Here is a 14,482-nt window from a genome sequence, read left to right on the forward strand (position 1 = left end):
GGGACTGGTGTGAAGAAGGTTGCTGAGTCCCTCAGTATGCCGCCGAGATGCCGCACACGCTTTGCTTTTTCATATCCCTCACGCCTATGATTTGAGATAAATAAACCAACAAACGGAAAAGAATGAGTTCAAAGATCTCAAAACAAGCGCTGGACACTGCAGACCGCACCATTCTGAGTCTGCTGCAGCAGGATGGCACCCTGTCCAACGCGCAGTTGGCCGAACACCTGTCCTTGAGCGTCACCCCCTGCTGGAGGCGGCTCAAACGCTTGCAGGACGAGGGCTATATCACCGGCTACCAGGCCAACCTGAACCGCCGCAAGCTCGGACTGGATGTGCTGGCCTTTGTGCAGCTGCGCTTCATGGTGGTCACCGATACGTCGGTCCAACAGTTTGAAGACATCATCCGCATCCACCCTGCGGTGTTGTCCTGCCACAAGATCACCGGCGAGGCGGATTACATGCTGCAGGTGGTGGCGGCCGATCTAGACGCCTATAGCGATTTTGTGGAGGCCCTGCTGCGCCAGGTGCCTGGCATCAGCATGATGCACTCCAGCCTGGCCATGCGGGAGATCAAGGCGGTGAACCGGTTTCCCGTGGCGTAGACCTTTTTGAAGAATCTGCCGCCAGCCCTCAAAAAATGAAAATTTTCCGCTACTTAATCCGTAGCATTTTCCGTCAGATCTGCCGCAATCAATCGGAACTGCTCCAGTGCCGCCTGCAGGTCTTCCACAATCTCCAGCGCAATCACGCCCGGTGCGGGCAGGTTGTCGCTGTCGGCCAATGAGTCGTCTTTGAGCCAGAAGATGTCCAGACTGGTCTTATCCCGCGCTACCAGCTCTTCATAGCTGTAGGCGCGCCAGCGGCCATCGGGGTTCTCGGGCGACCAAGTTGCTTGGCGCTGGTGTCGGTTGCCGGCCTTGTACAGGTCTACAAACTCATTCAAGTCCGCGCGGGTGAGCGGGTTGGTCTTGAGGGTGAAGTGCTTGTTGGTACGTAGGTCGTAAATCCAAAGCTGTTTGGTCCACGGCGTTTCACTGGCGCCCTTCTTTTCAAAGAACACCACATTGGCCTTCACGCCCTGGGCGTAGAACAGGCCTGTGGGCAGGCGCAGGAGCGTGTGCACATCGCACTCGTGCAACAGCTTTTTGCGGATGGTCTCGCCCGCGCCGCCTTCAAACAGCACGTTGTCGGGCAGCACCACCGCCGCTCGGCCATGCGTGGCCAGCAGGGTCTTGATGTGTTGCACAAAGTTGAGCTGCTTGTTGCTGGTGGTGGCCCAGAAGTCGTCTCGCTCGATGGTGTCTTTCTCGGTGCTGGTGCGGCCGTCTTCACCCACGATGACGGTGCTGCTCTTCTTGCCGAAAGGCGGGTTGGCCAGCACCACCTCAAAGCGCTCGCCGGGGTCGGCGGCCAGCGCGTCGCCCACGACCACGGGCACCTGTTTTTCGGAGCCAATACCGTGCAGCATCATGTTCATGGCACACACACGGGCTGTGCCTTGCACCAGCTCGTAGCCAGTGAAGGCTTTGTCCTTCAGGTGCTTGAGCTGGTCGCGTGTCAGGCTTTTGTTGTGACTGGTGATGTAGTTGTGCGCGGTGAACAAAAAGCCTCCGGTGCCGCAGGCCGGGTCAGTGATGCGCTCGCCAGGTTGCGGTGCAATGCAGTCCACCATGGCCTGGATGAGCGCACGGGGCGTGAAGTATTGGCCCGCGCCGCTCTTGGTGTCTTGCGCATTCTTCTCCAGCAGGCCCTCATAGGCGTCGCCTTTGACGTCCGCACCCAGAATCGTCCAGGTTTCGGCATCTATCAAATCCACAATCACGCGGCGCAACTTGGCTGGGTCCTGAAACTTGTTTTGCGCCTTGCCGAAGATCAGGCCCAGCGTGCCCTTTTCTTGCCCCAGCTTTTCCAGCGCGTGGCGGTAATGGTCAAACAGCTCGTCACCATCGCGGGCCAAGAGTGTTGGCCATGCGTAGGCGGCGGGCACGATGCTGGCTTGGTTGTAGGGCGGCGCGCTGCGCTCGTCGGCCATCTTGAGGAACAGCAGGTAGGTGAGCTGCTCCACATAGTCGCCATAGCTCATGCCGTCGTCGCGCAGCACGTTGCAGTAGTTCCAGAGCTTCTGGACGAGGGAATTGGTGGTGGTGTTCATTTTTTCTATCCCTGCAAGGGTCTCTCTATAGGCTTTGGGCCATCCGGATAAATCAAGAGCGGTAAACGCTTGTGCGCCATACCACGCTCGCGCGCCCGACCGACGCGCAAGGCGTCAAACAAGGCCAGCATTTCATACAACTTCGCATCCTGCATCGCTGCGAAAGGCACAGAAGGATGCAACGGCTCGATGCCAATGCCACGCACTGTGCCGTTGGGGTGTGGCCACACATAATCATCGGAGCCCGGGGCAAATACACCGGCGAACGCCGGAGCACTGTGGCTCGTGGGCACACCTATGGTCATGGGTTCTTTGTCTGCCACAAAGGCATATTTCGCTCCATACAGGGCAAAGTCTGCCAGCTGCTTCGAGTGGGGGCGTACGGGATTGTCCAGCACCTCTTCATTCAGCACACCGGCCCCCACCCGCTTTCTGCGCACAACGCGGTGGATCGCGTTTGAATCTTGTGACCCAACTGTCTCCGGGGCTTCCACTTCCCCGGTGTTTCGCACCAACAAGCCAGCACGCAGGCCGCGCTTGATACAGGCATGCGCTTCGGACACGCTAATGCCCAGCTCCTGAGCCAGCCGCGCATACGTCCAGCGCTGCTCGCCCCAAGCCACTAGCTTGAGGGCGACAAGGAAGTCTTGAGGCTTAAGCAACATTTACATTCAATATTCGTGAATCGCGAATATTGAATGTAAATGATTTGCTGATCATTGACCACTGGGCATGCCATTCCAGAACAGTCCTTGACCTTACAGCAGAATTTGTCATAACATACAAACAATTCCTCAAAAGGAGTCCCCCATGTCCGTTCACACCTTCTCCAGCCGCGACTTCACCCGCGATGTCTCCAGCGCCAAGCGCGCCACCGCTGACGGCCCCGTGTTCATCACCGACCGGGGTCGCCCCGCCTATGCCCTGCTGAAGATAGACGACTACTACCGCATGGTCGGGCAAGGCGAGCCTTCGCTGCTGGCGGTGATGGACGACATTGCTGGTGGGGATGGCATTGAATTCGACGCGCCGCGCCTAGACATCACCACCCGCGCTGCCGAGCTGGAATAGGCGGGTGGCATGTTTCTTCTAGATACGAACGTCATCTCTGAACTGCGCCAAGGCAAACCCAACCAGTCAGCCGAGGTGCGCAACTGGGCGGCACAACACCGAGCCAGCACCCTGTATCTGAGCGCCATCAACATCCTGGAACTAGAAAAAGGCATCTTGCTACTAGAGCGGCGCACCCCACCACAAGGAGCGGCGCTTCGGGCATGGTTGACCGGCGTTCGAGCTGCTTTCGCGGGGCGCATTCTGCCGTTCACCGAGCAGGCCGCAAGCTTGTGCGCCGCCCGGCACGTGCCCGATCCGCGATCTGAGCGCGATGCCATGATTGCTGCCACCGCGCTGGAGCATGGCTTTACCGTAGCCACACGCAATGCACAAGACTTTGTGAACACCGGGGTTCAGTTGGCAAACCCTTGGGACAAATAGGCCTCTAGCCCCCGCCGATACTGCACAAACAGCTATCTAAACAATAGCAAAACTCAGTTTCGTGCTTGCACCACAAGCTCGTCATAACCGGTCTGCTCATCCGGCTCGCGGGTGAACTGCCAGTCAGGCAGCAGGGCCAGCAGCACCTCGGCCGTGGTGAGCACGATGCAACCCGGCGCCACGTGACCGCCCAGCACCTGCCCCGTGGCGGTGGAAATGGCCATGTGCATGTGCGAGGCGGTCTTGTTGCCACCGGCGGCCACAGTGCCTGAGAGGGTAAGTATCTCCATGCTTTCGGTCAGCCGAGTGGGCTGCGCAGCACCCGCCAACCGGATGCCTGCGGTGGACAGGCTGCCGATGCCAGACAACACAAAGGCCGCGCGACAGTTTTGAGCGAGGACTGCTGCTTCCAGTGCAGCGCGCAAGTCCTGACCGGGGGTGAGGCGGATGGGGAATGGCTTCATGTGTTCCATCACTACTGTCCGGTAAATTCTCCCAAAAAAGGGCTCAAACCTAAGCTGGCTGGGGGTTTCAAGAGGTTTTGTGATTCGGACGATTTCAAACGCGATTTTTTGCAGTTGCGTATCGTGACCTCATTTTTCGAGGTTTCCGCTCTATGCACACTGGCCGCACAGTATTTGCACAACTTCTCGAAGTGGTGCCATTCAAGCACTTCGAGCATCTCGTAAACAAATACCAAGCCAACCGCTGGACACGGGACTTCACCGCATGGAGCCACTTCATCTGCATGGCCTACGCACAGTTCACGCGCAGGGAAGGCTTACGCGACCTGATCGTGTGCCTGAACTCGCAAAGCACCAAGCTCTACCACTGCGGCCTACGTCAGCGTGTATCGCGCTCCACGCTGGCCGATGCCAACGAACGGCGTGACTCACACCTGTTCGAAGCACTGGGGCAACGCCTGATCGAAATCGCTTTGGATTTATACAAAGACCATGACATTAGCTTGAGTCTCAAGGAGCCGCTGTATGCCATGGACTCCACGACCATCGACCTGTGTCTTAAGCTGTTTCCCTGGGCGGACTTTCGGTCCACCAAAGCGGGTATCAAAGCCCACACCGTGATCGACCTACGGGGTGCGATTCCGGTCATGCTGTCGATCACCACAGGCAAAATCAGCGACGTGGGGCAACTCGATGCATTGAGACTGCCAAAGGGCTCCATCGTCGTGCTGGATCGCGGCTACGTGGACTTTGCGAGGCTGTACCGTTTGGTGCAACGGGAGTGCAGCTTTGTGGTGCGCGCCAAAGACAACCTGAGCTTCAATTGCCACGAAGCGCACGCCATCGATATCCAGGCCGGCGTGTACTCGGATCAAACCATTGTGCTGACTGGCGAACGCTCCAAAAATGTCTACCCCGCGCCCTTGCGCCGGGTACGTTTCTATGACGCAGTAAGTTGTTTGGAACTCGTTTTTCTGACCAACCGCTTGGACTTATCCGCCCTCACCATCGCAGCCATCTACAAGCAGCGCTGGCAAATTGAATTGTTCTTCAAATGGCTCAAGCAGAACTTGAACATCCAGCACTTCTTTGGCAACTCTTTGAACGCCGTGCGTTCGCAAATCTGGATTGCGGTGTGTACTTATTTGATAGCCTTGGTCGCACACCACGGGCTACGCACGGAGTTGTCACTACGCAATTTCTTGCATCTGGTGGAGGTCAACATGTTTGAGAAAATTACTTTGGCTCAGATGGTCGACAACGCACTCAAAGATGAAAGCTTTGAAGAGCTGAAGTCGCAGGTTGAGCTATTCTGAAAATTGGTCAGAATTTACCGGACAGTAGTGGTGTTCCATGTTAAATCAGCCTGTAGCCCCCGTCGAATCTATACACACAGCTATCAAAACAGAAGCAAATCACTTGGGGTAAGTCACCACTGCGCCCTGCACCTGCACCACACCCTTGGCTTGCAGTTTCTGCACCATGGCTTCGGCGTCTGCTGCAGTGTTGTCTTTATCTAGCATGGGCTTTAGCGCATTAAGAAATGACTTGAGCTTGGTGGGCGCGTTGTCGCCCATTTTGGCCAGGCCCTTTGTGATGCGGTCGAGCAGCTTGGCCTCCGGTGTGGCTACAGGTTTTGGTGCGGGTTTTGGCAGCTTGATTGGCACCACTGCTTTGGCGGGCTTGGGTGCAACGGTTTTTTTGGCCACCGCCTTTTTGGCAGCAGGCGCTTTCTTGGCTACGGGTACCTTTTTGGCAGGCGCTGTAGGCTTGGGTGCGGCCTGCTTTGCCACCGCCTTTTTCGCAACAGCTTTCTTGGCGACCGCCTTTTTGGCCGCCAACGGCACGGCTGCTGGCGCAGCGGGTTTCAACACAGCGGCCTTCTTGGCAACCGGCGTCTTGTAGCCCACACGCCGGGCACGGAACTCAAGCATGCGGGCGTGGGCCAGCATGGGGTCGTAGCCACGGTCATTGGCTACCACAACCAACTCGGCGTCCGGGTGCTTGGCTGCCACATAGCCCAAGTAGAACGCTACATGGAAGTCCAGCGCATTGGGCCCCTGGCCCGAGCGTGGCACCAACGTCACTCGCTCCTGGCCGGCAGCGTAAGCCTGCGCCTGCTTAGCTTGGTGCGGACCATGGAAGAGCCACACATCCGTAAACCCCGGCGCCAGTTTGACCAGCGCCTCCAGAGACGGTTGGACGTTTTCATAGTCCAGCAGCACGTGCAACTCTTTCATGCTCTTCCTCCCAGAAGAAATAGGGCTCTAGCCCCCGTTGTTATTACACAAGCAGCTATCAAAACAGAAGCAGAACTACTGCCCTGCCTCCGCCTCCTGAATCTCCTTCAAGGTCCGGCCCTGCGCGTCTTTCCATTTGGTGCGCCCGTTGGTGTGCCTGCCCAAAATCATCACTGCCGCCAAAGAGGGCGAAGTAAACACGTAGTCCTGCGTAAAACGCAGTGCCGTCCCGTCTGGCACCAGCACGCCTGCCTCCAGCAGATCACGCCTTTGCGTAATGCGGGCTGGCCAGTTCTCTCGCATCGACGGCACAACCTCTACCACCGCGAAGGACCCTGACTTCACCACAAAACCCTGCGTGGACTCATAGCCCGAGGCCACCACATCCTTCCCTTTGCAATACAGCACGCCTGAAGCATTGGCAGCAGCTGCGCCTGAAGTTGCAAGTGCTGCCGCTGCGTAAGACGGTGCCCGCTCAAACGCATGCACACCCAGCACCGGCAGCATGCCCAGCATGTGGCCCAAGAAGACTTCCATGTCGGCCCGGTCGGCCTCGCTCAGGGACGGCTCGGCGGGCTGGTTGGCGTTGTCCAGTGGCAGGCGCTTGGCAGCCTTGGCCAGGGCGATGAGGCGCGACTCCAGAAACTGCACATGCGCCTTGTTGAGCTGCCCGGCCGTGGTGGTGGTGAAGCCGATGGCGCGGGTCCAGAAATCCTTTTGCGCATAGTGGCTCTCCAGCCGGGGGCGGATGGGGTCGCCCTCGCCCACGTAGAGCATGTCGCCCTCACCGTCCGGGCGCGGCCCCAGCAGCAGGTAGACGCCAGTCTGCGCCAGCTCGGGCCGGGCCTTGACCTGCGGCAGCAGCGCACGCGGCAACACCAGCGCCTTACCGATCCAGTTGGACTTGTCGACGATGCGCAGGCCGTCGGGGTCGCCGTCGGCGACGAAGATGCGGAGGGAGAAAGGGGTTTGCATGGCTAAGTTAAACGCTTTGTTTAGTCTTTGCTAAACAAAGCGTTTAGCAAAGACTAAACAAAGCCTAAGTCGTTGAATTTGAAAGACTTTCTTAATGGGGGCGTAAAACAGGCTTTGTTAGGAAAACCTAATCATTGCTTTTCTGGGGCATCAAAACCCATTTGGAAGCCTGCCGGGTTCCAACATTCTGAATGAGCTTGCCAGACAAGGACGTCAGCAAGTTATGAACCCTAGATGCTTTTTGATCGGCGCTCAAAACCTCCGGGAGCTTGCTCAAAAGCAGCTTATCGATGTCCTCCCGCGATACCGGCTGATGCTCGCGAACCAAATCCACAATCAGATCCCGGTAGTAGCGGTTGTCAAAACCACGATTGCGAATGTGCTGCGCTTTGTCACCCGTAGCAGCCGCCACACTTCCCGCGACCAACAAGTTCGGATAACGCCCCTCCACCAGCTTGGCCGCCTTCAGCCGCTTGGCCTCATCAGCGTCAATCCGCTGCCCCTTCTGCACCTTGTCCAGCAGCATGATGGTGCCCAAGTCCAATTCGCCCTGCGCCATCAGCAGCCGGGTGTAGCGCACATCCAAAATGCGCCCACGTAGCGTCACCATCACCCGCTCAGGCTGCGTCAGGTCGTAATCTGGCATGGGGAAGAAACGGCGCCGCTGCGTTTGGAACATGCGCTTGATGCCACCGCCCTGGGTGTCGATCATGTTCAGGCTCACCATGGCCTCGGCCAAATAGGGGTTGCGGTAGATTTCCAGCGGTGCGTCCTGGTCAATTACCGCCTCGACCCGCCCTGGCAAAAAACCGCCCACATTGGTCAGCAGCAGCGCATGCGGTGTCTCCACCACCTGAATGCGTCCACGCAAACCATAGTCCTGATGGGCAATGCAGTTGTGCAATGCCTCACGAATCACCCAAGTGTCGTACTGCGTCAGCTCCACCGGAAACAGCGTGCCGTCCGGCAACTCGCGCACCGTCAGGTTGCGGATGCGGGCCAGCACCTTGTTCACGTTCAGCAGCATGGGCGGGCCAAAGTGTTCGTAATCCAACTCTTCGTTGCGCTCGTTCTTCAAAATCCAGCTGATGCGCGCCACCGCAGGGGCCAGCAAAGAGGTGGACTCTTCACGCCCCAGCAAGAGCAAGGCCGCGTGGGTGACTGAGCCACGCACCGTCAACTTGGCTTTATTCAAAAACGTGGCGTCATCCCAATCGGCCAGGTCCGCCAATCGGTCGGGCTTGGTCTTGTTCTTCTCCGCAAACTGGCGGCGCGCCTCGGCGATGGCCAACGGGTCCAAATCAGCCAGTGTGGCCTGCTCACACACCTGCGCACTCCAATCCACACGGCGCGTCCAAATGGCGCGCTCCTTGTCTGGGTAACCTGACAACGCAGCCTTGCTTGTGCCATTACGCACATAGGCCTTGCCGCGAAACTCCACCGGCCTGTCAAACGCCGGATGCACTTCAAACACCACCACGCGCTGGCCCTGGTATTGGCAAGTGTGAATCTCAAACCCAAGCTTGGGACTCAGCAGCACCGCCAGCCACAGCGGCAACAACTGGTTGCCCTGCCCCACCTCGGTCTGCGGGTCAAAACTGGTGCCCACCACCGCATGGGTGCCATCCTCAATGCCAAACACCAAGTAGCCACGCGGCTTGCCCAGCAGGCAGGCCGAATTGGCCAACGCAGACAGGTATTCGCCAATGGCCTGTGGCTCGTGGCGGTTGGCCTTGAATTCCAGCCACTCCGATTCACGCGGCTCGGCGCGCAGGCGGTCTAGCAAGGCAGTGAGGTCAGCGGTGTTCATTGTGTCTGCCCATTCGCTTGCACTGCTTCAGCGTCTGAACCACTCCAAGCACCGTTTCGAATTTTTTGCTGAATGAATCTCTTCGTTTTACTTTCAACTGCTTCAAAAGCCTCTTGAAACTGCCCAAGTTCACTATGACAGCTGTCACATTTGAATCGAATGCGGTCTACAGCATCCCAAGCGCTAGCGTTCTGCGGAAAAACCTGGAAGTCGCAATGAGGACAGAACGTATGAATGTCCCAAATATTTCCATCGTCGAAAAATCTCCATCGCCAACGCAACCCGAAGAAGTTGTCTTCGGTGTACCCGTGCCAATCTGGCCTTGATGCGGGCGTTGGGCGAACCAATTGCCAAGCCAGCATCACGCCAACAACAAAAGTTGGCAATGCCAATAAAGCAAGCGCAGCAACAACCCAATGAGATATGGGTGAAGTCGCGCCAAGAAAAATCCAGACCTCTTTCACCGCCTGAACAATTGAAGGCCACCAGCCCGCCAAGTAACTCGCGAGCCCGCCAATGCCGGCAGCAATGACACTGGCCCACACGGGATCTTTCCAAATTCGTCTCAACATACTTGGTCTTTCACCGAAGATGCTACTGCTCGTTTTATCTGTCGCAATGGCCGCGCACGCAGAAACACCAGCGCCTGGCCGGTCCAGTTGAACTTGTCAACGATGCGTAGGCCGCCGGGGTCACCGTCAGCGGCAAAAGTACGGAGGGGGAAAGGAATCATCGGCTACATCTCAGATTACGCGTCGAAGGAAACTAACTCCGCTCAATGAGCAAACAAGTCCCATCTGCAAAGAAGCTGTGAAAGTCATCGCCTTGAAGCCGCGAATAAGTATCGCCAGTGGCCATATCAGCAAGCAAGGCTAAGGCGTCCAATTGCCGTCGCGTCGCCCCCACAAAAATGTGAACTCCCAGACCATCAAAGATGCTTCTGCCGACAAACTGTGTGTTGCCAATCTGACGAACTTGCAAGGCGCTCTGCTCAATCTCTTGATTTAGCTTCATCAAAAGGCCTGGACCCTTTTCTATTGGCGCTACCTGACCATTACCCGCAGACTCCGCTCTCAGTTTGACCGATAGTGCCTTCATGTAGGCCGCACCGGTCTGAGGAAGACCAGCAAACTGAAGGATTTTCTCCCCGTGTAGAAGTTGCGCAACACGTTTAGTTGGAGGGATGTTGTCTGGAAGCGTCGGGGGATCCACAACGAAGGTTTGGCTTGGGAAAAGCCTATCGTCTGTAGAAAGGAACGAGACGATAGCCAGCTTTGTATTGGCCGACTCAGGGTATTTCTTTACTTGTGCGATTGCTTTGGTTAAGGCGACATCTACTCCAGCAAGTACTGTTGTACCTTTCGCTTCGAACAAGTGTCGATTGCCCGTAGTATCAAAACACTCAAAATCTGGCCTTTTTTTGCTGAGCTTGCTGTTCTGAGGTATTTGAGCAATGGTGTCCCAAGTTACGCCAAAAGCTTCGGCCATAAAGAGAGAAGACAAAGCGACGCCTAGATCTTCAGACAGGCGCTTCTTAGTATCTGTTTGTGTAATCCCCACAAGTGACACGAATCCCGTTTGTACGGTCGGACTCTTAGCAAAAAATGAATTTACTGTCGCAAGGTACAGGGACAAATCAGATCCAAATCGCTGGGGGCTCTCACCTAGCAGAACATAAGCATGAAGAAAGACCGCAGGGGAAAATTTCAAAATGAACGACCCAGTGGGTGCACAGGTATTCTTTGTGAGCGAGGACGACGGTTGAAATATCGCCTGCGTGCTGGCATCAATACGGACTGGATGTTGAAGTGTTTGCAAATTGCCTCCTTTATTGAGCTTCACGAAATGCTTGAGCCTGACACTCCGCAGTGAATGGCAGCCAAATAGGTCATCACTACTGTAGACGACCCACCTCTAGAATTGCCTCGCCAGTCTGCGAGACATGTCGACGCAGGCGGGCGATCAGCTCACCCAGTTTCCATCCGCTGTAAAACAACGCCATGACGTGTGATGCGTCCAAAAGAATCAGCGGCGTCTTCTTACCGGACGCTTGTGTGATTGCGACAGAGCTGTACCCGCTCATCGACACCATTAGACCCATTGTGTTATCCGCGACATTCCCCAACTTGGCAAGCAAGCTATCGATATCAGTCGCATCAGATTGCGAGGCTGTGAACTTCAGTTCTACAAGATATGTAGTGCCTTCAATAGTGACGGTTCCATCAATCTGACGGCCACCACTCACATATGGCCTGCGGCATTCGACTTCAAAGAAATCAACTACCTTGAAGAACCAGTCTTGGAATTTGTAGCCTCCGTCTTGAGTTCCTTGGACGGGCACAAGGTCCTCCAACTCTTTCGCAAGCGACTCAATCGAAGCAGCTTTGGTCGCATTCGCTCGGCGCTCCTGCTGTGCAGCTTCACGCCGCGATTGCCTACCCCGCTCCATCGCCTCCTCATCACGGACAACACTTACGTATTTTTTAAGATTGGCGACAGCTTCAGTCGCATCCCTTACTTTGAGAGCTTCGTCCTCCCATCCTTTCAGGTCAGGAAATGCAATCTGTTCGGAAAGGGATACCGCCATCTGCTTGATAACCTGCCGGCCCTCTTCAGTCTTCTCAAGCTTGGGGAACAAACGATCAAGAACATCCCGCTTAGTCTCGTCAGATGTCCAGGTCGCCAGAAAAGACTCCTTGACCCTATGACGTAATAAAAACTGCCGCAGTGTTGGCTTCCTCCAGAATGACTTTAAGAGCGCAGCCCGCACCAGATCAATGAAGTGCGAAGGTAGGCTTTCACTCATTTCACGCCCTCCAAAAATGCACGGGCGAGCGTCGCCTGCCGCAGCGCCTGCGCACGCTTGAGGTTAGCGTCGACATCGGCTTCAACTTCACGGATGATGGACAGGTGGCGGTCGACTTCGGCAACAATACGGGCTTGCTCTGCTCGTGGAGGCAATCCAAAAGCTATCACAGCAATGGTCGGAGCATTCAACTTTTGGCGCCCTACACCGGCGCCACCACCGGTAAGCCTCGCCTGCCCTTCTGGACTCTGAAGAAACATCAGCAAAAACTTTCTTGAATGCTCATCAAGGCGCAGTCGAATTTGAATCAAATAGGCTCCCGGGATGGCATCGACCTTGTCCTCAAAAAGCGCAACTCTTCCTAAACTACCAGTACGTGTCACAAGCAAGTCACCGGGAGCAACACGGTACTTCGACAGGTCCTTGGCAGCGAGATCAATTCTCGGGGCCGTACTGGTGTCGACTCGGCCTGATTCATCGATATCCGTCGTGCGCAAAACAAAACGCCCTTATCGGAATACGCATCGCTAGAGAATCGAGGTCCATAAAAGGAGAACTCAGAAATTCGACCAATTGAAGTCCTAGCCCAACCCTCCGGGCAATCACCCTGTTCACTTGACTTAGACGACTTGCTCGTATTGGTTCTGATCTCCTCACTTCCAACAATCCGCTGCAAAAGCTGTTCACCGGTTTCATAGGTGCGCCCTTCGCGGCGGGCCTGGGCGGATTCGGTTTCTACGAGGCGACCTTCGACGGCGGCTTTGAGGACGGAGGCTTTGTAGCGTTTGAGGTTGGCTTTGACGCGCAGGAGGTTGGCGACGGCTTCGTCGAGGCGGGAGAACTGCTTTTCGAGTTCGGCGACGATTTCACGTTGCCGCCCAATGTCGGGCAATGGAATCAGTTGCTCTTCCAGGTACGCACTTGGCACGCGGCGCAGGCCTACGGCATCGGCCACGGCCTGGGCGTGGCCGTATTCCATGACCAGGTATTGGTTGAAGAAGCCAAAGGTTTGCTTGTTGGGTGTGGCGGTCAGGCCGATCAGATACGCGTCAAAGTATTCCAGCACCTGGCGCCACAGGTTGTAGATGCTGCGGTGGGCCTCGTCGGTGACCACAATGTCAAAGCTCTCAATGGGAATGGCCGGGTTGTAGCCAATGGGCTCGGCGTCTTTGAAGAGGGTCTCAATCTTCTCGGTGGATTCTTCGTCGGCCTCCTCAGCCAGCTCGCGCCCCTTGAGCATGCTGAACATGCGCTGGATGGTGCAAATGACCACGCGGGCGCTGGTGTCGAGCTGGTTGCCCTGCAGGTGCTGGACGATGTATTCCTCGCCAAACTTGTAGTTGTTGTAGGGCGATGCGTAGGCGTCAAACTCTTTCTTGGTCTGGCGGGCCAGGTTGCCCCGGTCTACCAAGAAGAGCACCCGGCGCGCGCCGCCGAACTTGATCAGGCGGTAGATGAAGCCGATGCTGGTGAACGTCTTGCCGCTGCCGGTGGCCATCTGGATCAAGGCCTTGGGCTTGTTGGCGGCGAGGCTTTTCTCCAGGTTGGTGATGGCGCTGATTTGGGCGGGCCACAGGGAATAGTGCGCGCCGCCGCTGCCCCACTCGGTGACGAGCTCGGGCATGGAACACATGCGGGTGAGGAAGGTGCCTGCGGCTTCCTGCGCTGTGTTGGATGCCGCCGCTGCCTGCAAATAGGCCAGCCACTGCACCAGCAGCTCGGGGCGGAAGTAGGCGAACACTGCTCTGGCACGAGGCTCGGGGTCCAGGCCGTTGGTGAAGTGGGTCTCGATTCCGGTGCTTTCCCACACAAAGGGCAGTGGGCGGCGCCAGGCTGGCAAGGTGGTGGGCAGGCCCTGGGCGTAGCGGCTGCTTTGCATCTCTACGCCCGTTAGCGTTGCGCCTTCTTTCTTAGCCTCGATCACGCCGCAGGCTTTGCCGTTTACATAGAGCAGATAGTCAGCGAAGCCAAAGCCGGAGTTGAGGGGAAATTCGCGAATGGCTACGCCGGTAGCAGCATGGATGTTGGCGTCGGCCACATTGCAGACGTGCCAACCGGCTGCAACTAGCAGTGCGTCGATGCTGACTCTGGCTTTCTGCTCTGGCGTCATGTCTCCCCCTTGGTGGTCATTCTAGGGGACGCCTTTGCGCCGTAAGCGCCTTTCTACAGCTCTGTGTATTTGGTCGCTGTGCCTCGCGCCGCATCCACCGGGTACTTCTGCGCATTGACCAGCATCTTGGCTTGGGCGGCAGCCACCAAATCGATGCCCAGCTTGTCGCACAGTTGCAGCAGGTAGAGGAACACATCTGCCGCCTCGGCCGCCACTTCGTCCTTCTTGTCGGGCGACAGCGCCTGGCTCTGGGCTTCGGTCAGCCACTGGAAGTGCTCCAGCAATTCCGCGGACTCTACCGACAGCGCACAAGCCAGATTCTTGGGCGTGTGAAACTGCTCCCAGTCACGTGCTGCGGCAAACACGCGCAGGGCATCCACCAGGGGCTGTAGGGGGCTATCCATTGCAAAGTCCTTTAGGTGAAATCA

The 14,482-nt window shown here is 56.8% G+C and carries 16 protein-coding genes; 4 read left to right on the forward strand and 12 right to left on the reverse strand.

All coding sequences use genetic code 11. The annotated features are described in order from the left end of the window. Window positions 1-122: 122 nt before the first annotated feature. Window positions 123-605 (forward strand): Lrp/AsnC family transcriptional regulator, encoded by a 483-nt coding sequence (locus tag HZ993_RS10275; RefSeq protein WP_209397654.1) that lies wholly within the window; start codon window positions 123-125, stop codon window positions 603-605. A 53-nt stretch (window positions 606-658) separates the two neighbouring features. Here HZ993_RS10275 and HZ993_RS10280 read toward each other — a convergent pair whose 3' ends face one another. Both HZ993_RS10280 and HZ993_RS10285 read right to left on the reverse strand, forming a co-directional pair. Beyond that, window positions 659-2,155: a class I SAM-dependent DNA methyltransferase gene (locus HZ993_RS10280; protein ID WP_209397656.1), complete on the reverse strand. Its 1,497-nt coding sequence runs from the start codon at window positions 2,153-2,155 to the stop codon at window positions 659-661. A gap of 5 nt (window positions 2,156-2,160) precedes the next feature. Beyond that, window positions 2,161-2,820 carry a hypothetical protein gene (locus tag HZ993_RS10285; RefSeq protein ID WP_209397658.1) on the reverse strand — a complete coding sequence of 220 codons (660 nt, stop codon included), beginning with the start codon at window positions 2,818-2,820 and terminating at the stop codon, window positions 2,161-2,163. Between the two features lie 145 nt (window positions 2,821-2,965). On the opposite strand from HZ993_RS10285, the gene HZ993_RS10290 reads away from it, so the two are divergent. Both HZ993_RS10290 and HZ993_RS10295 read left to right on the forward strand, forming a co-directional pair. Beyond that, window positions 2,966-3,226, forward strand: a complete 261-nt coding sequence (locus HZ993_RS10290) for a prevent-host-death protein (protein ID WP_209397660.1) — start codon at window positions 2,966-2,968, stop codon at window positions 3,224-3,226. Window positions 3,227-3,235: 9 nt separating this feature from the next. Further along, window positions 3,236-3,649, forward strand: a complete 414-nt coding sequence (locus tag HZ993_RS10295) for a type II toxin-antitoxin system VapC family toxin (protein WP_209397662.1) — start codon at window positions 3,236-3,238, stop codon at window positions 3,647-3,649. Between the two features lie 53 nt (window positions 3,650-3,702). Here HZ993_RS10295 and HZ993_RS10300 read toward each other — a convergent pair whose 3' ends face one another. Next, the gene (locus tag HZ993_RS10300; protein ID WP_209397664.1) at window positions 3,703-4,113 is read right to left on the reverse strand and encodes a PPC domain-containing DNA-binding protein; all 411 of its coding nucleotides are present in this window, start codon (window positions 4,111-4,113) and stop codon (window positions 3,703-3,705) included. A gap of 152 nt (window positions 4,114-4,265) precedes the next feature. On the opposite strand from HZ993_RS10300, the gene HZ993_RS10305 reads away from it, so the two are divergent. Next, the gene (locus tag HZ993_RS10305) at window positions 4,266-5,429 is read left to right on the forward strand and encodes an IS4 family transposase (protein ID WP_209394303.1); all 1,164 of its coding nucleotides are present in this window, start codon (window positions 4,266-4,268) and stop codon (window positions 5,427-5,429) included. Between the two features lie 99 nt (window positions 5,430-5,528). Here the strand turns inward: HZ993_RS10305 and HZ993_RS10310 are convergent, their stop codons facing one another. The 9 genes from HZ993_RS10310 to HZ993_RS10350 form a co-directional block, all read right to left on the reverse strand. Continuing rightward, complete coding sequence (locus HZ993_RS10310) at window positions 5,529-6,353, reverse strand: PIN domain-containing protein (protein WP_209397666.1); 825 nt, start codon at window positions 6,351-6,353, stop codon at window positions 5,529-5,531. A 75-nt stretch (window positions 6,354-6,428) separates the two neighbouring features. Further along, the gene (locus HZ993_RS10315; RefSeq protein WP_209397668.1) at window positions 6,429-7,328 is read right to left on the reverse strand and encodes a GIY-YIG nuclease family protein; all 900 of its coding nucleotides are present in this window, start codon (window positions 7,326-7,328) and stop codon (window positions 6,429-6,431) included. 127 nt (window positions 7,329-7,455) lie between these two features. Next, window positions 7,456-9,138 carry an RNA-binding domain-containing protein gene (locus HZ993_RS10320; protein WP_209397670.1) on the reverse strand — a complete coding sequence of 561 codons (1,683 nt, stop codon included), beginning with the start codon at window positions 9,136-9,138 and terminating at the stop codon, window positions 7,456-7,458. After that, entirely contained in the window at window positions 9,135-9,683 is a 549-nt protein-coding gene (locus tag HZ993_RS10325) for a hypothetical protein (RefSeq protein WP_209397672.1), read from the reverse strand. The genes HZ993_RS10320 and HZ993_RS10325 overlap by 4 nt, the downstream gene beginning before the upstream one ends. 220 nt (window positions 9,684-9,903) lie before the next feature. Beyond that, window positions 9,904-10,980, reverse strand: coding sequence for a hypothetical protein (locus HZ993_RS10330; RefSeq protein WP_209397674.1), 1,077 nt, complete (start codon window positions 10,978-10,980; stop codon window positions 9,904-9,906). Window positions 10,981-11,032: 52 nt separating this feature from the next. Then, window positions 11,033-11,944, reverse strand: a complete 912-nt coding sequence (locus tag HZ993_RS10335) for a hypothetical protein (protein ID WP_209397676.1) — start codon at window positions 11,942-11,944, stop codon at window positions 11,033-11,035. Further along, entirely contained in the window at window positions 11,941-12,327 is a 387-nt protein-coding gene (locus HZ993_RS10340) for a restriction endonuclease subunit S (protein ID WP_245213903.1), read from the reverse strand. The genes HZ993_RS10335 and HZ993_RS10340 overlap by 4 nt, the downstream gene beginning before the upstream one ends. Then, a complete protein-coding gene (locus tag HZ993_RS10345; RefSeq protein ID WP_209397680.1) occupies window positions 12,324-14,054 on the reverse strand; it encodes a DEAD/DEAH box helicase family protein in 1,731 nt (576 codons plus the stop codon). The genes HZ993_RS10340 and HZ993_RS10345 overlap by 4 nt, the downstream gene beginning before the upstream one ends. 53 nt (window positions 14,055-14,107) lie before the next feature. Then, entirely contained in the window at window positions 14,108-14,458 is a 351-nt protein-coding gene (locus HZ993_RS10350; protein ID WP_209397682.1) for a nucleotide pyrophosphohydrolase, read from the reverse strand. Window positions 14,459-14,482 lie beyond the last annotated feature (24 nt).

The organism is Rhodoferax sp. AJA081-3 (assembly GCF_017798165.1).
Classification (GTDB): domain Bacteria; phylum Pseudomonadota; class Gammaproteobacteria; order Burkholderiales; family Burkholderiaceae_C; genus Allorhodoferax.